The sequence below is a fragment of the Sorangium sp. So ce119 genome (genome assembly GCF_051524405.1).
GTDB classification, from domain to species: domain Bacteria; phylum Myxococcota_A; class Polyangia; order Polyangiales; family Polyangiaceae; genus Sorangium; species Sorangium cellulosum_G.
In genome coordinates, this window is sequence record NZ_CP150310.1 from 3377400 (window position 1) to 3400431 (window position 23032).

General features: G+C 66.7%; 13 protein-coding genes and 1 pseudogene. 12 read left to right on the forward strand and 2 right to left on the reverse strand.

Annotated elements, in window-relative coordinates:
* Window positions 1–282 precede the first annotated feature (282 nt).
* The 6 genes from WME76_RS12655 (at window position 283) to tnpC (ending at window position 6292) form a co-directional block, all read left to right on the forward strand.
* Window positions 283–1419 (forward strand): DUF4238 domain-containing protein, encoded by a 1137-nt coding sequence (locus WME76_RS12655; protein ID WP_437960384.1) that lies wholly within the window; start codon window positions 283–285, stop codon window positions 1417–1419.
* A 172-nt stretch (window positions 1420–1591) separates the two neighbouring features.
* The gene (locus tag WME76_RS12660; RefSeq protein WP_437960385.1) at window positions 1592–1933 is read left to right on the forward strand and encodes a hypothetical protein; all 342 of its coding nucleotides are present in this window, start codon (window positions 1592–1594) and stop codon (window positions 1931–1933) included.
* Window positions 1934–2331: 398 nt separating this feature from the next.
* Entirely contained in the window at window positions 2332–3264 is a 933-nt protein-coding gene (locus WME76_RS12665) for an AlbA family DNA-binding domain-containing protein (protein WP_437960386.1), read from the forward strand.
* A 593-nt stretch (window positions 3265–3857) separates the two neighbouring features.
* The gene (gene tnpA / locus WME76_RS12670; protein WP_437954793.1) at window positions 3858–4199 is read left to right on the forward strand and encodes an IS66 family insertion sequence element accessory protein TnpA; all 342 of its coding nucleotides are present in this window, start codon (window positions 3858–3860) and stop codon (window positions 4197–4199) included.
* A complete protein-coding gene (gene tnpB, locus WME76_RS12675; RefSeq protein ID WP_437954794.1) occupies window positions 4196–4567 on the forward strand; it encodes an IS66 family insertion sequence element accessory protein TnpB in 372 nt (123 codons plus the stop codon). Before tnpA ends, tnpB begins: the two co-directional genes overlap by 4 nt.
* A gap of 120 nt (window positions 4568–4687) precedes the next feature.
* Entirely contained in the window at window positions 4688–6292 is a 1605-nt protein-coding gene (gene tnpC, locus WME76_RS12680) for an IS66 family transposase (protein ID WP_437954795.1), read from the forward strand.
* 369 nt (window positions 6293–6661) lie between these two features.
* Here tnpC and WME76_RS12685 read toward each other — a convergent pair whose 3' ends face one another.
* A complete protein-coding gene (locus WME76_RS12685; protein WP_437960387.1) occupies window positions 6662–6973 on the reverse strand; it encodes a hypothetical protein in 312 nt (103 codons plus the stop codon).
* Window positions 6974–7665: 692 nt separating this feature from the next.
* Between WME76_RS12685 and WME76_RS12690 the strand changes: the two genes are divergently transcribed.
* From WME76_RS12690 to WME76_RS12705, 4 genes and pseudogenes are all read left to right on the forward strand, one after another.
* Window positions 7666–9903 carry a hypothetical protein gene (locus WME76_RS12690; protein WP_437960388.1) on the forward strand — a complete coding sequence of 746 codons (2238 nt, stop codon included), beginning with the start codon at window positions 7666–7668 and terminating at the stop codon, window positions 9901–9903.
* A gap of 1123 nt (window positions 9904–11026) precedes the next feature.
* Complete coding sequence (locus tag WME76_RS12695) at window positions 11027–13807, forward strand: DnaA ATPase domain-containing protein (RefSeq protein ID WP_437960389.1); 2781 nt, start codon at window positions 11027–11029, stop codon at window positions 13805–13807.
* A 162-nt stretch (window positions 13808–13969) separates the two neighbouring features.
* A pseudogene (locus WME76_RS12700) lies at window positions 13970–14388 on the forward strand (integrase core domain-containing protein); the annotation flags it as partial.
* Between the two features lie 21 nt (window positions 14389–14409).
* Window positions 14410–14832, forward strand: a complete 423-nt coding sequence (locus tag WME76_RS12705) for an ATP-binding protein (RefSeq protein ID WP_437960390.1) — start codon at window positions 14410–14412, stop codon at window positions 14830–14832.
* A 587-nt stretch (window positions 14833–15419) separates the two neighbouring features.
* Here WME76_RS12705 and WME76_RS12710 read toward each other — a convergent pair.
* Window positions 15420–15809, reverse strand: coding sequence for a hypothetical protein (locus WME76_RS12710; RefSeq protein WP_437960391.1), 390 nt, complete (start codon window positions 15807–15809; stop codon window positions 15420–15422).
* Window positions 15810–17607: 1798 nt separating this feature from the next.
* Here WME76_RS12710 and WME76_RS12715 point away from each other — a divergent pair.
* Together WME76_RS12715 and WME76_RS12720 are read left to right on the forward strand one after the other, a co-directional pair.
* Window positions 17608–21579, forward strand: a complete 3972-nt coding sequence (locus WME76_RS12715; RefSeq protein WP_437960392.1) for an RHS repeat-associated core domain-containing protein — start codon at window positions 17608–17610, stop codon at window positions 21577–21579.
* 15 nt (window positions 21580–21594) lie between these two features.
* A complete protein-coding gene (locus tag WME76_RS12720; RefSeq protein ID WP_437960393.1) occupies window positions 21595–22986 on the forward strand; it encodes a hypothetical protein in 1392 nt (463 codons plus the stop codon).
* Window positions 22987–23032 lie beyond the last annotated feature (46 nt).

The window sequence follows — 23032 nt, forward strand, 5'->3', positions numbered from 1 at the left end:
CGCAGCACCATTTTACGTTCAAATGCCGCCTCATGTCACACCTCCTGAGTAACTTCAACAAGGCCCCGCAGAGTCGGCTCCTCTTCGCCACAACCTCTTCTCGAACGCTGGCGCGATTGACGTGCACGCGCATCTCGAGCAGTCATATCAATACCAATATTTCAACAGATTTCACTCGGGACCACCGTCTTCAGCTCTGAGTCGCTTCGAGTCTCTCGGTCACCTCGCGTTGGTAACACATTTAGATTTTAGGCGTGCTGTACCAGTACTGGAGGTTTGATAATGTCTCTCCATCACTATCTTCCGGCCACGTACTTGGCGTGCTTCTCTGCGGACGAGGCAACGATTCCGAGGCGGGACCGTATGCTCGTAGTGGGGGACAAGCAGCACATGACTACTTTCCGTGCCCCGGCGTCACGGCTTGCTGCCGAAAAGAACCTCTATACTATAGAGTCTGAGACGGCCTATCGTGATTTTGTAGATGCTACTTGGGCGCCCTACGAGGGTGGGCTCGCCGAAGCAATCTCGGCTCTTGTTTCCGGTACGATAACGGCTCGTGCCTGGACGCGCATTCTCGTGCCGTTTGCTGCGGCCATGCTCGTGCGAGGAGTCGATTTTAAGCATCGGTTTTCATCTAGGCTTCGAGACTGGCCCGAGGAGCAGCGCTCTAACGACAACATTAATTACGGGCGACTGCTTGAGTTGCAACGCATTCTCGCCTCGGTGCTCGCCGCCGAATGGCACGTTTTTGCGGCGGATGGTCCGGGAGATCTAATCCTCAGTGACATAGGATTCGTCGCCTCCGGTGATAGGGATGGTTCCTTGGGCATTGCCATTCCGCTCGGCCCTCGGCACGTGCTCAGGATCCATCCCTGTCAGACGCGTGCGATCTTGCGGTATGACGGCTCTGAGTGGATCCCGCTGATCAAGCGAACTGCCCTCAGTCCATATTCACACATTCAGCTCGGTCAGGTACTCGCCTCGAGTGCCGCTCGTTTTATTTACGGATCCGACGAAGCGACAGTTTCTAGTTATCTGTCGACACTCCCACCGGATACGGTCGCCAAGCGCTTCGAAGAACGGGCTTCTGATCTATGGGAACCTGTGGAGCTTGGTTTCCTTGACTCCACACGCGCAAGGGTGCACGAGTTCACCTGGCACCGTCTTGTCAGCATGCTGGAAGCCGACGACCCGCGGACCGCAAGTTTTCACAACCTCGACTTCGAGGTGCTTCAGCGTGGCTGGTGCCCCCCGATGTACTTCCCGACCAACCTGCCCGAATTCGAACCCGGTCTGGCCGTCGTCGGACGAGAAATCCTGGTGCACTTGTACGACGTCTCACAAGAAGAGGTCGACTCCGAGGTTGATAAGATGATGGGCATGCCAGCGGCGGAAGCCGGAGAGCAGAGTGACGGCTAACTTGTGACCCCTACCCAGGGCCTTTCTCTTTCCGGCGCGTCGCTTGGGCGCGTTCTCTGCCACCGCGTCACGCGCCGGCGAACTTCCCGGCCGCCCGCGCTCGCCCCCAAGTATCCGTTCGGCAGAGCGCATCCTGACGCCGAGCAGGCCAGGGACATAGGCTTGCCGTGCGATGCGAGAGCGACGGCAGGACGCCGGCAAGGGCGGCGAGACCGGGCTGAGGAATCCCGCAGCGGCGGCCGATCAGCGCGCGGCCAGTGAGGCGGGCGTGCGAAGGCGGCGCCCCGGCAAGCCGAGCGCATCGACCGCCGAGCCCGAGTCCCGCAAGCGGCGCGCCGCGACCGAGGTTGGACAGGCGCCGCCTCGCCAACGGGAGTGCCCGCTCTTGTGCCAGCGCGCCACCCGGTCGCGCCAGATACGTGTGCTCTCGTCCATCGACACCTCCGGCGCGGGTTTCTACGCAGCGCAGAGGCTCGACGACAGCATGCGGGTCACCGAACGCGTACCGGCATGATCGACCCTGACGAGCTCGACGCCATCGCAGACGCTGTTCTCGCGGAGGAGGACGAGACCTTCGCCCTGTCCATCGCCCCCGGTCTCGTGCTGGAGCTCGCCGATGACAGCTGCGGCCTGTTCGCCGCGACCTGGCGGTCCGGATCATGGTGGCGGGAGTCGAGGTCGGGGAGGCGTGATGCCTCGCGGCAGGCGGGAGCGGCGGCACTCACGTACACCCACAATGGAACGACCCGGGGCCGCTCGCCGGGAGCACGGCCGGCCGGGCGCCCCCTGCCGGGGGGACCAAAGACGGCCTCCTCTTGACACGGAACGGTATCTCCGCTGGCCTCCTAGAGTAGAGTAGCCGTGGGGTTAAATAGTACGATAGTTACAACGTAAAAACAGCTGAGGTAGGACATGTCTGCATTGCGTCTACTGCAGTGGATCGAGCAGGAGCGATGGTCGGCAATTCAGAGCATGATAGCCGAGAAAACACCAGAAGGTATACATCTCGACTTCAAACGCTCGCAAGACAACGGCCGAGGCCCTTCGCTAGGAGAAGATGATCACAAGAACCTAGCAAAGTCAATGTCCGCATTCGCAAACACGGATGGCGGAATTGTTATATTCGGAATTCAGACATTGAGAACAAGCGATGGCGACCGGGCCGATCAGATATGCGCGATCGATTCCGTTGAACGATTCGCAAAACTGGTTCGTGATAGGCTAGACGACATCTGCGATCCCAAGATCATGAACGTGCGCGTCGATCCCATAAAAGATCCCGACAGCAACGGCTCTGGTGTTGTGATGATCTACGTGCCGCCAGGTTCTGCAGGGCCTCATCGATCAAGATCAAAACGCGCCCCCGACTTCTATATGCGCACTGAGTTGGGAGCGACGCCCATGCCATATACGGTATTGGCTGCGCTATTTGGCCGCCCTCCGTCCCCTAGACTCGCAGTCCAAATATCACAAACTCGGCTAACGCATCTCGGTATCTGGCTGGTAAACCGGGGCAGCGGTGCAGCTCGATCACCGTACATTCGCATCGAGATCTGGAGACACTCCGACAGGGTTCGGCTCAGCGCCGAAAATCAAGCGGTCGGCTGGTACCGCGACGATGCCCGTTCTATGGACGGATCGACTTCGCTGGGATTCTATATGGATCAAAATCGATCTTTCTATCCACAATACGAAAAACACGTGGTGGATATCTGCGGAAACGACGATTCCATCGGAGGCTACACGACTATCAAGGGCCTTATTTTTTGCGAGAACGCTCCGCCTATCGAGTTTGAGAGTCCCGTGTCTACTATTCGACCGCATGTGTGCCTGCCAGAGGAGTAAATGGAGACTAACGGGTCAAGAAGCGGTCCACAGGACGGTTCGAGATGAAGACTTCCACATGAGCTCGCCTACGGCGGTCCCGGACTGTTCGCCGCGACCTGGCGGGCCGGGTCATGATGGCGGGCGGTCGAGACCGGGGAGGCGTGATGCCTCGCCTCGCGGCAGGCGTGCCCCGTGCCTGCGGCAGGCGCATCCTGGGACCCATGTACAGCCACAGCGGAATGGTCAGGAGCCGCTCGCCGGGAGCACGGTGCCCGGACGCCGTCCTGACGCGGAAAGAGGCTCGGATGGTCTCGCAGAGCATTGGCCTCGCAGGGGGCGGCCTCGCATAGTCGGAGCTCCACCGCGGGCACCAGGCCGACGGGGCGCTCTCGTCGCCATCGCTTCCGCCTTCGCGCTGGGAACAGGTAGCCGGCCCGACGGACGATCACGATGGCGTTGGCTGGGCGGTCATGGAAGCGCGGCGGATCCATCGACGGCGGCGGCGAGGGCTGCGCGGGACCGTCGGCGCGTAGCTTTCAGGTACGCGTTCTGCGGACCCCATCCTGTCTTCGAGCCTCTGCGCCGCTTAGAAACCGGCGCCGGAGGTATCGATGGACGAGAGCACACGCACCTGGCGCGACCGCGTGGCGCGCTGGCACAAGAGCGGGCACTCCGCCCGCGTGTTCGCGGAGCAGGAGGGGGTCAACGCCGGCACGCTGTACTCGTGGAGCCGCCGACTGGGCATGAAGCGGAGCGACTACCGGCAGCGCTCGGAGAAGGCGACGCTGCCCACGTTGCTCCCGGTGGTGGTCGCCCCGTCGGGCGCTGCGGCCTGCCCTTCGGGCGCGGCGCTGGAGATCGTCTTCCCAGACGGCGCGGTCGTGCGCGTACCACCGACGTTCGACGAGGAGACATTGGCGCGCGTTGTTCGAGCGCTCGGGGGTATGCGATGATCCCGGGCCGCGTCTCGATCTACGTTGCCACCGAGCCGCTCGACCTGCGCCGGTCGTTCGATGGCCTCGCTGCTGTCGTGCGGGAAGTGCTACGGGAGGACCCGCTCTCCGGAGCGCTGTTTCTCTTTTTCAACAGGGCAGCTGACCGCTGCAAGGCCCTGTGGTGGGACCGCAGCGGGTACTGTCTTCTCTACAAAAGGCTAGAGCGCGGAACGTTTCGAGTCCCGCGCGCAATCACACCGGGTGGCACGAGCGTCATCATCGACGCCGCCGAGCTCGCGAAGATCCTGGAGGGCATCGCGCTTGCGCCCTCGAAGCTGCGGCGAGAGGTCCGCCTCGCTGAGGCTGCACCCCCTCCAGCCCCCTGATCCTACCTGATAGCACTGCATTCTCGCGGGCAGCACCCATGGTTGCATTCCCGCGAGACGCTGTAACTTTCCTCAACAAGCCCCTTCAAAAAGCAGGAGCTCACGAGTACTTACCGCCCCGTGAGCAAGCCGGTCGAAGAGCAGATTCGCGAGCTCAAGGACAAACTCGCGCGCGCTGCCCACGAGCGGGACGAGTACCGCAAGCTCTACGAGCTCGCCAGCATCGAGCTGGAGCGGCTTCGCCGGCACATCTTCGGCCAGAAGGCCGAGCACGTCGACCCCGGGCAGATGCAGCTCGCGTTCGACGCGATCGTACAGATGCTCGCGGGCGCCGGTGCGCAGCCGGACGCGGGCGCGACCGGCTCGCCGGAAGGCCGCGATGACGCCACGCCGAACGGCTCTTCCGGCGGCGGGGACAAGGGGCGCCAGGCCCGCCCGCACGGGCGGCAACGCCTGCCCGAGCATCTGCCTGTCGAGCGGATCGAGCTGTTGCCGCCGGAGGCGCAGGATGAGCGCGCGACCGCGCTCGTCCGCGTCGGCGAGGAGGTGTCGGAGACGCTGGAGTGGCGGCCCGCGAGCTTCGTGCGGCTGCAGATCGTGAGGCCGAAGTTCGCGGTCAAAGGTGAGCCCGAGCAAGGCATCACGATCGCCGACGTCCCCGACAGCCCCATCCCGCGCTGTCTCGCCGGTCCGGGTTTGCTCGCGCACGTGCTGGTGAGCAAGTACGCGGATCACTTGCCGCTTCACCGGCAGGAGAAGATGTTCGAGCGCTGGGGCCTTCACCTCTCGCGCTCGACGCTGTGCGGTTGGGTCGAATCGTGCGCCGACAAGCTCGCGATCCTCGTCGGGGCGATGGCCAAGGACGCCCTGAACGCGCACTGCATCGCCATCGATGCCACCGGCGTGCTGGTGCAAGCAAAGGAAAGGTGCCGGCGGGGCCACTTCTGGGTCCTGGTGGCGGACCGAGATCACGTCCTGTTCCGGTTCACGCCCCATCACAACCAGGATGGCCCCAAGGAGTTCCTTCGGGGCTACAAGGGCTATGTCCAGGCCGACGCCTCCAACGTCTACGAGCAGCTCTTCCGCACCGAGCAGGTGACCGAGGTCGGTTGCTGGGCCCATAGCCGGCGGAAGTTCTTCGAAGCGATGACCTCCGACCGGGAGCGCGCGACAGTCGCCATCGGCTTCATTCGCAAGCTCTACGCGATCGACAAGGCGACCAAGGAGCTGCCTCCGAGCCGCCGGACCGAGAAGCGCCGGACGGATGCCGAGCCCGTGCTCGTGGCCTTCCGCGCCTGGCTTGAGACAGAGGACGTGCTCGTCCTGCCGAAAAGCCCCATCGCCGGGGCCATCGGCTACGCGCTCAATCAGTGGACCGCGCTCACTCGCTTCCTTGAGGATGGTCGGCTCCGCCTGGACAACAATCGGAGCGAGCTTGAGCTCCGCCGCGAAGCCGTCGGCAGGAAGAACTGGCTCTTCGTGGGCAGCAAGGACGGCGCCGAGTGGAACGCCACTATCGTGTCGCTCATTGCCTCCTGTGGGCTGAACGGCATCGAGCCCTGGGCCTACCTGCGCGACGTGTTGATCCTGCTGCGAACCTGGCCTCCCGAGCGGCTCATCGAGCTCGCTCCCAAGTCCTGGAAGCAGACCCTCGAGAACACTGACGCTCGGCAGCAGCTCGCGGCCAGTCCGTGGCCTCGGGCGCCGGCCGCGGCCGCCAGCTGATCGCTCCCCGGCCTCGCCGTCCGCTGCCGCAGGCACCGGCGCCCCCTTGCCGGCCGCCGGACTCGCCGCTCGCCGGCGTTGCTGCGCTGGTGCCGCCTCTTCGGCGCTCGCTCGGCCGACGCGTGGCCTCCGGCGCCTCGTCGACGACTCGGGGTCGGCAGTGGCATCGGCGGCACGCGGCTTCGCTGCCGTGCGCCTGCGGGCGACCTGCACGCGGGCGGGGAGATCGGCATCGACCGCCGCTTTACCCGCTCGCTGCTGCGCCCAACCACCCTTCGCCGCAGGCCGCTCTTGCTCTCGCATCGCGTCGCGAATCTACGGCGACGGCACGCACCTCGCGAGGATGGGGTCTACAGGACGGATACGCTTTCAGCGCCACCAGTACAGCTGCTTCAGATTGTACCCCTCGCGCCGCGCGTAAGCCAGCTGCCGAGGGACGGCGTGCTCCCGGCGACGGTAGGCCTTCTCGTGGTACTTCCTTGCCAGGTGGACGGCGATGCCGATCAGCCAGCGCTGGAGGACGCGCCTCGGGTGTAGCCTCGGTTCAGGCCGGTAGCGGCCCTCACGGACGGCCACGACGGCGCCGATGAGGCACTCCTGGAGCACGTCGTCGCGGTCGCGCACGGGCACGCCGCAGTTCGCCAGCACCGCGCGCAGCAGCTTGCTCTCGGCGAGGATCACCTCAGGCTTCACCTCGGTCGGCGGTGTTGTCGGCGCGGCGGGCGGGCGCTTGGCTCCCCTCCGCCGCTTGCTCACCCCGCCCGCGCGCGGTCGGCCGGGTCGGCGGGCGTCGAGGTGCTGCCGGGCTCACTGGGCGACCAGGGCGGGCATTCGGCCCGATTATCGACCGGGACGTGGCTCACCCTACCGGTACCGGCGGCAAGCCGAGGAACTGCCCGGTTAGTGCACGAGCGACCCTGGCCACCAGTTCGTTCCCGAACGCGACGGCGCGGCTCAGGCTGCTGCAAGCTCGGTAACCACCGCAGCCCATGACGACGCCTTCGTCGGCGAGAATTCCCCGAAGGCGGAGGTTGGCCCGGGTTGGGGCCATGCCCCTCGAGCGGGGCCATCCGCGTTCATGCCCCCTAACCTCGGCGCATGTGACGGATCGCGACGGATCCATGACGAAGCCATGAGGACATACATTGAACTTGTCCACATTGGACTACAGAGGCGTGCTTCTCGGTCGGACCGGCGGGAGGCTGCAGCGTCGGCCGGTTGCACGCGGTTGCTCGCGATCGAGTGACCGCCGCGCCGCCACCGGCGGCCGCGCCCTCCACTTACATGCAAGGAGACCCTAGTGCCCTTTGCTGTCGAAGCCGTATCGTGGGCGGGCGATCGCCACGGCGAGGGTGGCCGCAGGAGGAACAGCAGTGGCAGGAACGATCGGCGACGAGCTCAGGCGATACTTCCGTGAAGGCATGATGCAGAAGGAGTTTGCCATAGCGTGGCTCGAGGCCTGGAAGAAAAATCACCCCGGAGATGACAGCTGGAGCATCGATACGGCAGAGTCGCGCCTGAGCTCGTGCCTCCGAGGTCGGGTCGACGGAGTGAAATTTTTCCTAGGCGACCGGAAACGAAGGGACACGACGTTCGAGGTGCTCGGCGCTCCGGCTGCTGCTCGGGATCGACTAACAGGCCTGGCCGAGATGCTCCTCGCCGAGCGTCCGATCCGCCTCGTGGTGGATGCGACGCGAGGTCCCCAAGAGGGAGCGCGCGCGGAGAGCATGTTCAAGGCCATCAGAGAATATGTTCTCGGTGAAGCCGCGGTCTTTCCGACGCTCCTAATCGTGACGGAGGCTCAGCACGAACGCCTACCGTTCTCGTTTCATGAATTCATAAAAGTTGGGCTCACCGTCGAGCCGGCGCGGGATACACACTCGGCGCGCGCGAGGGTCGACGAGCTTGCTGCTCGTGGCGCCCTGATCGTTGCACCGTACCCGATCCCAGATATCTCGCGTTGGATAGCGATCCGGTTCGACGAGCCGATCGCGCTCGATCCGCCGAACGGCCTCCTGATCGCTCGCCAAGGGGGAATGTTGCCCGGGCTCCCGGAGGTGAACCGGCCCCTGTCGAAGATCGCTGAGGAGGAACCTTCGTCCGCAAAACTCCCGACGAACGATCCCATACAGCTGCGGACACTGATGAGCAAGCTCGCCGCCGGAGACGTGCTGAAGAGCAGCGACTGGGGCAGCCATAGCTACCGGAACGCAGAAAGCTCCGTGCCACCCGGCCGGCGTCTCTCCTGGGCACGGCAGCTCGGGATCGAGGCGGCGGCGACCGTCCAGGAATGGGCGGCCGAGCTCCCGAAGCGGATCGCGCCAGTGCCCATCTTGGAAGGGGAGACGTGGCTCGACAGGGCGCGATGGCTTGCGAGCTTCTCGGGCGCGCCTGCGGCGATCGTGACCGAGAAGGGAGTGCTGGCGATCAACATACCCGGGCCGGTGCGCGCCGAGCTTGCCGCGCTTGGCAAGGTGGAGGTCGAGAACGTCACTGCGGTGCGACGACGCACGATCGAGCAACTGCTGCGCGAGGCCGTGTCGATGACGGAGGACGACCTGCTTGACGACCCGTTCCTGGAGGCCCTCGCAGCGCGCCACGCCACGGACGACATGGATCGCGAGATCGTGGAGCTCGCGCGAAGGGCGTTGCTGTTCTCCACGAGGTTCCCTCCGGCGCCGGCCCCCCCGGTCGAAGATTGGCGCGGCGCCCTGACCACGTTGCTCGACGAGACGGAGCTCGAAGCGCGCTTGCGGCTGCGCTTGCCCGTTGACACGGATGAGCGGCCCGCGCGTCCAGGGCTGTACCTCGCGTCGACCACACCTAATGAAGAGACCCCTTGGACGCGCTGCCGTAGTCCGTTGTCCGACGTTATCGTACGGCGGGACCAACCGCTGGTCGTGATGCGCCCTGAATCGGTCAAGAGAATCGCGGTTCCCGAGTTGACTGGCGCGCCCGAGAGCTGGCTCACTCAGCTTCTCCAACAGCTGGCATGGTCCCCAGAGCGCCGGACGCAGCCTTGGGCGTGGCCTAGCGTGCCCCCCGCGGCCGACCCAACGTCGCCGCCGTGGAGCGAAGCGACACCGATTCCGAGCCGAAGCCTCCCTGTTCTGGGGGAGAGGGAACGGTTCGTGATACCCACACAGCATTGGTATGATGCCGATCGAGAACTCGCGTTCGTCATCGGCGCGCTGCGGTCGGCCCTGGTGTGCGCGACGGCACTCCCGCTGCCAGGCGGTAGACTGCTGCTTCACCTCGGGCAAGGTCTGTTTGTCGAGGTACATCTCCGCGCTCATGCATCGGCGCAAGGCGAGCGGACGACAGGGAGCCTCGTGCAGAAGCTGGCGATCCGCGACGGCAAGTTCTGCCTTGCGCACCTCAAAGAGCGGGTCGATATGCACATCGCTGTCACGTCCGGTTACGTGAGCGCCGAATCGACCATCGGCGTTCTCGCGCCGTGCGGTGTGCACCTGTCCGGCCGCGGCATGCGCGCCGATCTAGTCTTCCGCTGGTCGCCGCTCTATGCGGGGCATGTCGCGCTCCCGACGCTCGCGGCCGCAGCGGGACAGCACGCTCTTGAGGTGGAGCGCCGCGACGATGACGATGATTGACGACGGAAGGGCGAGATGCTTTTTCTTCGGGCGTGCCAGCCACAACTGAACGGAGCGTCCTTCTCGATCGCGACGGCAGGGCGCCCTTTCACCGCTGCGCACGTTTCCCTAGAGGATCTCTCGGGCAAAGCGCGCCGCCGTTCAGCGGCCGATACGCGCGAGCGCAGCGGGGCGCGTCCTGCGGGCAACGGGGCCTGGTCAGCCGGAGCTGGGCCGAGACCGAAGGGATCGCGCGCCTCGACGGGTCCGTGGGGGACGGCGCCTGCTGGTCGGCGATGCGGTGCGGGGCCGCGAAGGTCGCCTCCCGGCGGCGGTAGGCCATATAAGGCCTTCTGGTGGTACTTCCCGGCCCGGTGCACGGCGATGCCGACCAGCCAGCGTTGGAGGATGCGCGTCGGATCCAGCCCGGGCTCCGGCCGGCATCTGCCCTCGCGGACGGCCACGACCGCGCCGATGAGGCACTCCTGGAGCACGTCGTCGCGATCGGCGGCGGCCACGTCGCACCTGGCCAGCATGGCGCGGATCTGGCCGCGCTCGACGAGGATCGCCTCGGGCGCGATCGTGGTCGGCGGCAGCTTCTTCGGCGCGGCAGAGGCGGGCGCTTGGCCCCTTCCGCCGCGTGCTCACCCAGCCCTCCCGCATCCAGCCGGGCCGGCGGGCGCCGAGGAGAGGTTCTGCCGGGCTCAGCGGGCGTCCGAGCCTTGCATTCCGCGCTTATGCCGGGGCAGAGAGAGGGCGTCAAGCTGGAGGATGCCGACGGTTTACGTGCTCCCGAGGACGCGGCGTGTCCAGCGCGGGAAACGCGACGATAGCCACGGCGCAGAAGGCGAAAGTACACGTACAAGACCAGGGCGGAGCGGAAGGACGTGGAGCTAACGGCGAGGATCGTTGCCGTTCACCGGCAAGCGAAGTGGCTCTCCCGCTCCCTCGCTGACGAAGGAGGCGAGGTCGTCCACACGCACCGGCGCAGAGCACGATGGGCGACCGATCAGCTTGTACAGTCGTCAACGTCGGTGCCCTCGGTATCGAGGACCTCGTCCTGAGCCTGACGCGTTGGCTGCCGGCGGGACGGCGAGAGACGGGCTGGACGCGGGCTCGGGAGGTATGCGATACTCGGAGTTCCGTGGCGCTTCTACTTCTGCTGCACGCCAAGGTCGACGAGCCCGCCATCCGCCGGATCGCACAAGCCCTACGAGCAGCATGCAACGATGCGTGGATCGTCTCGAACGACGAGATCCGCAAGAAGGAGTCGTTCTTCTTAGCAGCGCGGCGATGCCTCAAAACGGCAAACCTCGTCGTGCCGTGCCTCTCCTTCGAAGCAGCGAAAAGACACGGTTTCGGAGACCGCCAAGCGCCGCGCGCCCGGCAGTTTACGGAGCGCGAGAAGAGAATTCTCCCGATCCGGCTGGAGAAATTCGATCTGAGTCGATTTTTCAATGAGCTCGACCCGGTCGATATTCTCCCCAGTGAGCCAGCCTTCCAACACGGAATCAAGGAGCTCGTACGCTCGGTCACGGCACACCCGGTGAGGCGCAGAACCGAGGCCTCGGTCGGTCCCAGATATGCGTCTCCACCCGCAGAGGGCGCCGCGCTGTCCGAGGCTGCGCTGGATGCTGCTCCCATGCCCGCGGACGCCGCGGCGTCGTCGGCGACGGGCCCCGTCGATGTCTTCATCTCCTACGCCGCCGAGGATGATTCGTTCCTCCGTGAGCTGGAGAAGGGTCTCGCCCTATTGCAGCGCAATCGCATCGTCCGTGCATGGCACAGAGGTCTGCTTGGAGCCGGGGAAGAGCGGGATCCAGCGGTCGCAGCCAAGATCGAGGCGGCGCAGGTCATCCTGCTCCTGATCAGCAGAGACTTCCTCGCTTCAGACGATTGCTACGAGAGAGAAGTGGGGCACGCCCTCGAGTCCCGCAGCGCCCGGCAGGTGCGCGTCATCCCCATCCTGCTTCGGGCCTGCGATTGGAAGAGGGGCGCGTTCGGGCGCCTCGCCCCGCTGCCCGCGGGCGGGAAGCCGGTGACGAGCTGGTCCAACCACGACGAGGCCTGGCAGGACATCGTTAACGGCATCCGTTGCACCGTCGAGGAACTCGGCGCCACGCCGGCGAGCGCAGCGATCACTACAGATACCGAGCCAACCGCCGCCGTCGGGCTCATGCCGCGTTACCCCGACGAGCAGACCCGCCTGCTCAGCCTGCAGATAGAGGAGGCGTTGGCCCGGAGAGCGAAGCTACAGCACCTCGGGCTCAGCGCCGCCCAGGTGAACCAGGAAATCGTCAGCTTGAAGCGGCAGATACGTGACGGAGGTCAGCTCCGAGCCGGCGACACGCTCGATGACGGCCGCTATCTGCTGCTCGAGCTGATCGGGCGTGGCGGCTTCGCGTTCGTGTGGAAGGCGCACGATCGCGAGCAGAACGACACCGTTGCGGTCAAGGTCCTGCACGCCAACCTCGCCGGAGATCCGCTCCGGCGCGACCGCTTCTTCCGGGGCGCGCGCATCATGGCGGAGCTGGATCACCCGGCCGTCGTCCGCATCCTGAGGCCTCACAGCGAGGATAACGGCTGGTACTACTTCGTGATGGAGTTCGTGCCAGGCGGTGACCTCCGCCACACGGTGCTCAAGAACCTGCCGCTGGACCGGGTGGTCCCCATCATCTTGCGCGTTGGCGAGGCGCTGGCGCTGGCCCACACCAAAGGCATCTTTCACCGCGACATCAAGCCAGCGAACATCCTCCTGGACAACGCCGATGAGCCGAAACTGACAGATTTCGATCTCGTGGCGGTCGGTGATACCACGGGCGGCACGAGGACCGGCGCGCTCGGCACATTCCTCTATGCGGCGCCTGAGATGCTGCAGCATCCACATGAAGCCGACGCGAGGGCTGACGTCTTCGGGCTCGGCATGACTGCCATATTTTGCTTGTACGGTAAGGATTTGCCGCAGTCCGTCCTGCGCTATCCAGAGGACGTGCTCAAGCGCTTGCCGTGTAGCAGCGCGGTCCGGGAAGTCCTGCAGAAAGCGATCGAGTGGAGCGAAGATCGGCGCTTTCCTGACGCTGGAACGTTCTGCGCTGCCTTGGGCTCTGCACATCAATCTGCGGCGATGCCGCTGCCCGAGTCTCCGATACCCCTCCGGGGGACAGAATCATCGCGCAGCACGTCGTCGTCACCCGGCGGCTTGAGCCCGAAGCACACCTTCGCGGGCTTCGTCGTGGGCCCCTCGAACCAGCTGGCGCACGCGGCCGCGATCGCGGCCGCGGGCGGCGGGGGGCGCCGCTATAACCCGCTCTTCATCCACGCCAGGACGGGTCTCGGCAAGACGCACCTCATCCATGCCATCGCCCACCGCGTCTTCGAGGGCAGGCCGGACGCGCGGATCATCTACGTCTCGGCCGAGAAGTTCACGAACGACTTCATCACGGCCATCCAGCACCACCGGATGGACGAGTTCCGCGCGAGGTACAGGTCGAACTGCGACGTGTTGCTCGTCGACGACATCCAGTTCCTGGCCGGGCGCGAGCAGACGCAGGATGAGTTCTTCCACACCTTCAACGCGCTCCACGCGCTCGATCGGCAGATCGTGATAACAAGCAACGAATATCCACAGAAACTTGAACGTATCGATGAATGGCTCGTGTCCCGGTTCTCCGGGGGTCTCGTCGCCGACATTCAGATGCCCGAGCTCGAGACGCGTGTGGCCATCATCCGTAAGGAGGCGGCGCTCGAGGGTATGGACGTGACCGACGACGTCGCGCTCTACCTCGCCCAGACGATCCGGTCGAGCGTTCGAGAGATCGAGGGGGCGCTTCGATATCTTGCAGCCGGATTATCGCTTTCAGGGCGCAAGCTCGATCTGCCGACGACACGCGAGCTCATGAGGAGGCTTGAGCAAAAGTCCGGTTGAGAGCGGCCGCAGGGGACGGCAGCCTCGCCGCTTCCGCTGACCGTTATTCGCAAGCCGGAGCAACTGCTGGGCGGGTTGGGATGCCGCGAGGCTCTGCGAGACGTGTTGCGGCAGGCGATCGCGTGGGACCCGGGAGAGCGCCCAGCCGATGCCGGAGCCTGGCCGATGAAGGGCTCGACCATGCTCGCCACCCTCCAGCGCCTGGGCGTAGTGCCGTCCTTCAGCCGCCCTCGCGTCAGCGACGACAACCCCTACGCCGAGGCCCTCTTCCGCACCCTCAAGTACCGGCCCGAGTCCCCACGCCGCCTGTTCGCCACGGTGGAACAGGCGAGCCATTGGGTAGAGCGCTTCGTCGCCTGGTACAATGGCGAGCACCTGCACAGCAGCATCCGCTTCGTCACGCCGGAAGACCGCCACCGCGGTCGTGACAGCGCGCTGCTCGCCGCCCGCCACGCCCTCTACGAGCGCGCTCGCCGCAGGACGCCCCGGCGCTGGACCGGCCAGACACGCAACTGGACGCCATCGGCCCCGTGACCCTCAACCCCCACACGCACGAGGCTCAAGCACTCACAACGAGGTGACCGAATCAACGGACAACTATCTTGACACCCGCCGACCTCGGCCTCCGCTCGCTGACCGTCGAAGAGGCGGCCGATGTCTACGAGGTCATCCGCCTGCGTTACCAGCGCGGGGCGATGATCCTGACGTCCAATCGCGCCGTCGAGGAGTTCGGCGGCCTGTTCGGCGACCCGCTGCTCGCCAGCGCGGCCATGGCCGGCTCCTCCACGACGCCTACGTCCTCGTCCTCGAGGGCGACTCGTACCGCAACCCTCCCCCGGGCCGGCGACGCCGGGCGGCGGAGGCATCGAAGGAGAGCAAGACATGAGCACGTCGAGCGGATGGCAGGATCCGCTTGGCCGACCCCGAGCGTCGCTCGCCCGGGTCGTGATCGCGGAGCTGACGGCGCTCGCGATCACAGGATCCGCTTGGCCGACCCAGGCGCGATCCATGAGGCCGAGCTATGACAATGGCGGCGCTCCGAGAGGAACGTGCCGGTCCGGTTCCAGAAGCTCCGCGAAGCGATTTCTATCCTGCTGCCGACCCTTCAACAGGGTCGCCTGCCCAACCAGAACCAGCCTGGTTCTCTCTTCGGCGGTTATCGGGGCAAGCCGATCGGTCCGGAGGGATACGAGAAGCGCATCATGGCTCGGACGCTCAACGGAAACAACGTCTGGCGTGTCGAGCGGGGCCGCTTCGCCGACGTCGAACGTGAGGCGATCCAGTCGGAGGGCACGCACGCGCCGCGTGGACCCCACGGCTGCCTTCGCCCGGACTGTGCCTGCCGTCCCTGCTCGTTCTGCGGAGGATGCACTACACTGACGCCTCTCGGGGGCGGATGCACCTGCTGACGACCTCCAAAAAGGGAACGGCCAGGTCTGCGCACACCGGGGTACGCGCGCCTGGCCGTCGATTCGGCATGTTGGTTTAGACGAGGAACAACTCCCGTTCGGTGCCATCCGCGCTGCGTAGCATCACCTTTCCTCCCTCTTCTTGAGCGGTGGTGAGCAGCGCGTCGTATACCGACAGTGCCCGTCGAATGACCTCCGTGAGGCTATCCGCCTCGCTCATCTCCCGAACTCGCTCGAGCCTTTCGCGGACTCGCTCGGGCAGTTCCAGGCTGAGCCGGACCTTGGCTTCTGTACTTGCCGGTCTCGGCATTTCTACCTCGATTGAGAGCAATCACGACGAGACCGCTGAGCGTCACAAGCGCTACTATGCCACACAGCCACCACACAGGGTTACCACTGCCTCCCTGCCTATCGAGCACAATCAAACCAGCAACGGTCGTCAGGCAGGCAGCGTCCTGCAAAGAGTCGGCGGCACGTAGTATCTTGGCGAGGATTCCTCCTCGATCCCTCAGCTCTTCGACGATCTCGATCTCGTTGTAAAATCTCTCGTAGTTGTCCTGAGCCCTACGCTTGATCTTGTCCGGCTCGTGCATAGCCAACCTCGCGCGAAAAGACTCGCGAAGTCAGCCGCACGAGCAACGCAGAAAGCACCGTCATGAGACGGAACTCCTTTCGTCGCTCCTGCGGAACATCAGCCGATCCTCCAAGCCGAGCTGCGTCCTCCGGAGTATCCTGTCCGAAGAACTAGGCACCATGCCTCTACCGTCTAAGTCCTATGCTATATACCCGGGTGAGGATCGACGGCTCCCCGGTGGAACAACTTGCGCTGTCCCGTATGGTGCACAGGTCCGAGACCTCTGCACCCAACACCTCAACCACACGAGGCGTAGTCTACGCATCGGATGCGTAGACGCAAGGTCGGATCGGCCGATTTTTGTCCCCGGCGTCAATTTTGCCGTGGACGAATTCTTTTGCAGACGTATCGGCTGCGACCGACGACGCGATGCGCGAACGCGTCAAGGGCTGGGTCGCATCTTGCCGGCTCGTGGAGCCCGCTTTCCCGCCCGGGGGAGATCCACCTCGGCCGCAGCGGGGTGCGTCGAGGGGACCACCGGCGAGTCCACCGCCGCGCGCAGTAGCTTGCTTCTGGGCGAGGATCACCTCAGGCGTCATCTTGGTCGGCGGTGTTGTCGGCGCGGCGGGCGGGCGCTTGGCCCCCCTCGCCGCTGCTCACCCAGTCACCCAGCCCTGCCGCGTTCCGCCGGGCCGGCGGGCATCGAGGAGCTGCCGGGCTCACCGGGCGACCAAGGCGCGGGTCCGGCCGGCTATCGGCCGCATTTGGCTCGCCCCTCCGGTGCCGGCGGCAGGCCGAGCAGCCGGCCGATCGCCTCGTGAACGAGGTGGGCCGCCACCTCGTCCCTAAGCGCGACGGCGTGGGTGAGCAGCGAGGCGACGACGACAGCCCCAGGCGACGGGTCGGCTGGCGCGAGCTCCCCCAGCCGACGGCTTGCCGCGAGCCGACGGCTTGCCGGTTGGGCCCGGGTCGGGGCCATGCCTTCCGAAGCGGGCGCGAACGGTGGTCTGGAGGCCCCAAAGCCGCGGCAGCAGCGACGGATCACGACGGTTCGGCATCACAAATCGTTGCCCAAGCTCGCGCGCCTTGACGGGCCCGTGGAGAGGCCGCACCTGCTGCTCGGCATTGCGGTGAGGGTCGCGAAGGCCACCTCCCGGCAGCCGTGAGTGTTGCTACCGGCGCCTGCCTGTTAAGTCCTCCGGTACGGGCGGAAGGCCGAGAAGCCGACCGATCGCCTCGTGCACGACCCGAGCCGCCATCTCGTCGCCGACTGCGACGGCACGGCTCAGGGTGCAGGCGAGCGAGGCGACCACGGCGGCCCGAGGCGACGGGTCGGCTTGCGGGAGCTCGCCAAGCTCAAGCGTCGGCGATTGGGCCCGGGCTGGGTCGATGCCGTCCGAACGGGTGCGATCGGTGGTCTGGTGCCCCCAGAATCCCGGGTGAGGTGACGGATCGCGACGGTTCGGCACCGCAAATTCGTTCCTCCAACAAAAAGATGGGTGGCACCCATCTCCCCGTGGACGTGCCTCCAACAAAAAGATGGGTCGTACCCATCTCCGCGGTGGAGAGGCCACCCTCCGCCCCCCCCGATACCCTGGCTCGCCGCTCTCGCCGGCGCTCCGGTGTGAGCAAGCCCACTCCATGTCGCCTGGCCTGCGCCTGTGGCCGTCGGTCGGACCCCCTCACCTGGCACACGACGGAGCCGGTCTGGCACGTACCAGGCCGATTCGTCGAAATTGACACACCGCGCGGCAGCCGGTGACCATGGTTCCATGGCGCGCACGGCTCCAGTTCCGAACATCCCCGCGATTCCTGGCATGAACCCGGGGACGTGGATCCTGGGCGGCGAGGGTGGTGGAGGTGGGGCCGGCGGGCGTGGAGGTCGGGGGAACGGGAGCGGGCAAGGAGCCGACGGCCAGGGCGGCGGCCAGGGCGCGCAAGGCGGCGGCAAGAACGCCGGCTCCTGCGGCCCGGGCAGCAACGGAGCCTGCCCGAGCCCGTCACACGGGCGCGGCGGAGGCACCTCGGCGGGAGATCCGGTCGACCCCGTGACGGGGCGGGTCTACACCGCGAAGGTCGCCGATCTCGCGCTGCCGGGGCCAATTCCGCTGGTCGTCGAGCGGAGCTACTCGTCGGAGACGCGTGACGTGGACCTCGGCCTCGGCTTCGGCTGGAGTCATTCGCTGGCCTGGAGCATCGAGGAGCGGAGAAGGACGCTGCGAGTGCTGGAGCCGAACGCCGCGCCGACGACGGCAGAGGTGCCCGAGCCGGAACACCCGGTCGCGCTGCCGTGCGGCCGGCTGACGCGCCGCGCGGCGGGCTACACGCTGGAGGCGGAAGGGCTCTTGTATGTGCTCGGCGAGCGGCAGGAGGGATCCTGGCTCTTGTCGCGCATCGTCGATCGGTACGGGAACGAGGTTCGCCTGAGGTACGAGGGAAAGCGCCTGTCGCATGTGATCGACAGCGTCGGGCGGATCGTCCGCGTCCGCCGGCACCCGGACGGCAGGATCGCCGCCTTCGAGGTGAAGAACGCGTCGGCGCAGGGGCGATGGACGTCGTTTCGCACGTACCGGTACGGGGAGCGGGGCGACCTCGTGGCCGCGATCGACGCGGCAGGGCACGAGCATCGGTACGAATACGACGAAGAGCACCGGCTGACGACGCGTCGCGAACCCGGGGGGCTCGTGGCGCATTTCCGGTACAACGACCAGGGCCGCTGCGTGGAGACGTGGTGCGAGCGTCCGGGCAACGACGCGCTCGACCGCGAGGTGCGCGACACCCTGGATGACGGCGAGACGAAGGCGAAGGGGTTCTGCCACGTCAAGATCGAGGACCACGGCGCCTTCATCGAGGTGATCACCTCGCGCTCGCAGCGCCGTATCGAGGGCAACCGCCTGGACAAGGCGGACAAGGTGATCTGGCACGGGAGCGTGCATTCGTACCGGTTCGACGCAGCGGGCAACGTGCTCGCGTACCAGGATGCGCTCGGGCACACGTGGCGCTGCGAGCGGGACGAGGGCGGACGGCTACGCGCCGTGGTGGATCCGATGGGCGCCAGGACCGAGTACCTCTACGACGAGCGGGGCGCCATCGCCGAGATGCGGGACGCGCTCGGGGGATACGCGCGCTACGAGCGAAACGCGCAGGGAGACGTCGCTGCGGTGTTCGACGAGCTCGGGCCCGTGGTGGCGTTTCGCCACGACGCGCGGGGATTGCTCGTCGAGGCGGTCCTCCCGAACGGCGGCATCACCCGGATGGAGTACGACGCGCTCGGCAACCGGGTGGCGGTGATCGAGCCGGACGGGTCCGCGCGGCGGATACGGTACGACTTCCTGGGGCGGGTGACCGGCTTCGTGGACGAGCGGGGACACGAGACGAGCTACGTCTACGACGCGTGCGGCAGGCTCCTGTCCGTGCGGCGGCCGAGCGGAGCGACGGATAGCTACGAGTACGATGCCGATGGCCGCCTCTCGCGGATCGTCGACGCGGACGGGCGCGCGACCATGCTGCGCTGGGGTGGGGTCGGCGTGGTGACGGAGGTGGTCCGGCCCGACGGCAGCTCGGTGCGGTACTTCCACGATCGCGAGCAGGATCTCGTGCGGGTGGTGAACGAGGCCGGCGAGGAGCACCGGTTCGTGCGCCGGGGCGAGGGGCGCATCGTCGAGGAGCACACGTTCGACGGGCGCCGGATCGCTTACCGGCACGACGCGATGGGGCGGATCGTCGAGATCCGTGACGGCGCTGGCATCGTCGAGCTCACGTATGATCCGTGCGGACGGCTCGTGGCGCGCAGCTTCTCGGATGGGCGGAGGGACGAGATCTCCTACGACCTGCTCGGCCGGATGGAGCTCGTGACGAGCGGAGAGGTCACCTGCGACTACGTGCGTGACGCGCGCGGGCGGGTGGTGCGCGAGACGGTCACGCGGGGCGACCAGCGGACAACGATGGAGACCGCGTACGACGCGCTCGGCAAGGCGGTGCGGGTCTCAGGGCCGTTCGGCGCCATGGACATCGCGCGGGACGCGGTAGGGCGGCCGATCGGCGTGTCGTTCGGCGATGCTGGGGTCCTGCGGCTGGCTTACGATCCAGCGGGCAACCTGGTCGAACGGGCGCTGCCCGCGGGCGGGCGCATCGCCGAGGAGGTGACTCCGGACGGGCTGCTGGCCCGGGTCAAGGTGATGAGCCCCGCGGCAGGACCCATGGTACGGCCAGGCGAGCCAGCCTGGGTGGGGCCGAGGCCGCTCGGGCTGACGTTTGCACAGAGCTATGCCTGGTCGCCGGCGGGGCTGCTCGGGGCCGTGGGCGACGAGACGGGGGGTAGATCCATCGAGCTCCCGCGCGATGTGAACGGGATGATCGTCGCACGCCAGCGGGTCTCGGGGGCGCGGCGGGACGCCATCGAGGGCTTCCAGCACGGGCCGGGCGGCGAGCTGTACGAGAGCGCCGCGCAGCGACGGTATGCGCCCGGCGGGCGGCTCGTGGCGCGAGGAGGGGTGAGCTTCGCGCACGACGACCGCGGGCGTGTGACGAGCAAGACCGCCGCGGACGGGCGCTCGTGGCGGTTCGACTGGAGCGACGGCGATCTGCTGGAGGCGGTCTGGTTGCCGGACGGTCGGGTGGTCCGCTTCGTGTATGACCCTTTCGCGCGGCGGCTGGAGAAGCGCGTGGAGAGGGATGGCGCGGCAGAGAGCGTCACGCGGTACGCCTGGAGCGGGGATGCGGTGGTGCACGAGGTCCGCGCGCGTGCGGCGGCGAGCGGCGATCCGGTCGTGGAAGAGCGGGCGTACGCGGTGCTGCCAGAGGCGATGCTGCCGCTCGCGGACCGCGTGCGGAGGGGCGAGCACGACACGGTCCGGTACTACGTCGGGGCGACGAACGGGATGCCGGAGGCGCTCGTCACGGGAGACGGCGCGCTCGTCGGCACCTTGGAGGCGTCGCTGTTCGGGCGCGTCGAGGACGAGCGGGCCAGGATGACGCCGTTCAGGTTCGCGGGGCAGTACGCCGACGAGGAGACGGGGCTCTACTACAACAGGTACCGGTACTACGATCCGGAGACGGGGCAGTACCTGAGCCCGGAGCCGATGCGGCTCGAGGGGAGCCTGCGGGCGTATGCGTATGCGGAAGGAAGGCCGGTGGATGCCTTCGATCTGGACGCGCTCGCGGCGCAGTCCGTGATCTATGGTCCGGGGCCCGCGGGCAATCGCCCGGTCCTCGGTCGAGGGGAGAGCGGGGGCAGCATCGACGACCTTCATCCTGCCGTGCGCGCTGCATTGCCGCCGGCTGACGCGAACACCGCGCGGCAGAACGATTCGCGAGGAAGGTGCGCAGAGCCGCACGCGCTGAGCAACTATCTGAGTGAATGGGAGTGGAACGGGACTCCGCATTCGCAGAGGACCGGAGCTCCACCGAGATCCTGTCGCCCCGGAGACCCCGGATGGCAACAGAACCTGAGTAACGCGCTCAGCGGAATCGATCAAAATGAGGGCATCGTAAGCGGGCGTAGGATAGATCAGTCAAACCCAGGAAATGAGAAGAGGTGGCCGGCCTGCGAGAACTGTAGCCAGATGATCCCGCGGCTCTACACGCTGGCCGGCATGACGCCGCCGAACAACGTGGTCGCCACCGGAACGGCGGGTGGACACACCGGACCTGCGTTCAATCCTTCTACCACATTCACCAGTAGCCCGGCGAATGCTGCGTATTTCAACAATGCGGCGCCTCCGCCCGGAGGGCCGGCAGCGCTCGGCACCTGGGAGCACCGGAACGGGCAGTGGACGAGGATCCTGTGAGCGCTGAGAGGCACCATGAAAGAAAGAAGCCTGACTGACGTTCATCCTTCGCTTCTCTCCTGGATCCAGCGACATGCCAGGTTCAGCCCCTCGTGGGACGAGCCCCTGCTGCGCGGGTTCCTCGAAGGACGCGGCGTTCCTTGCGCCGAGATCCTCGTCGACTGGGAGCGTGAGCTCCACGCGCTCGGCGAGGGGAGTCGCACGGCGTCCTCTTACCTGATCGAGCTGTCCGGCGCACGCTTCGGAACCATGGCGGTAGGCGCGTCTCCGGCGACGCTCCCCGGAGACGGCGGGAGCGTTGTGGTCATAGGCCGCTTCGTATGGGGCGGCGCGCTCGGGATGGACGAGCGCGGGAGGCTGTACCGGAGCGATGGGGACGGGTGGATTGCTCTTGCCGATCACCCGGCTGTTTACCTCGCGAGGCTCGCGCTCACGGGGGTGGCCGAGGAGGAACAGCGACTGCACCTCGTGCTCTCTGGACGCGAGGGAGCAAGTCTGCTGGCAGAGAGGCTCGGCGCCGCCGAATCCGCCGCCGCGAGCGATGATCTGCAGCGCTTCTGGCAATCGGATACGCTTCTCGTCAACGAAGGCGATATCGATGAGCCCGCGGCCCCCGTCGTGCACGCCTTCGCTGGCCCACCCGATGTCACGCGCCTCATCGCTGCGTGCAGCGCGCTCGGTCTCTCCGGGGCCCTCGTGAGTCTTCCGCAGGCGTCGACGATCGCCCCGCTCGCGCGGCAGCCTGGCGGGTGCCCTCATGCCGTGTGGTTCCGCCACCGGCCGCGCTTCGGTCGTGGGGGCGGTTGGGTGGCCTGGATCGATGGCAGCGACCCGCCCGTCATCGAGGAGGTCTGCACCGTCGACGGCTACCGGGTGAGCCGCGCCGAATGGCCGAGTGGGCGCACGGTCGAGCACGTGGCGCCCTGGGTCGAAGGCATGCCAGAGCGGGGCGAGGCGCGGCTCCTCCGCCTCGGGTTTCGGCGCGATCTGCGGCGCACGTGCCCAGGTGCCGAGCTCGACGCGCTCCTCGCGCGTCACGGCCTGCCGTCGACGCCGGCGGTGCATGCGCTCGAGCGCCGGCTCGGCGGGCTCCGTTGTCCGCTGCGCGAGGGGGCGGCGTCGCTGTCGTTCGGCGCGTTTCAGATGCTCGCGTTCGAGAGAGAGGCCGCGGACCACGCGTCGTGGGCGAAGGACAGCGCCACGCTCGAGGAGGGCGCGGCATGGCCGCGCGTGCGCTTCCAGGGGGCGCCGCTCGTGCCCGTGGGCAGCGACGTCGAAGCGACGCTCTACATGGGCCCCGAGGGCGCGCTGCTACGGCACGATTGGATCCTGGACGAGGTGGACGACCTGGGCGAGGACCCGATCGAGTACCTCGAGCGCAGGCTTGTCGCGCTGGAATCGTCGTGATCAGGTCAGGACGCCGCCGTCGCCGCCGTGTCGGCCGCCGCCACAT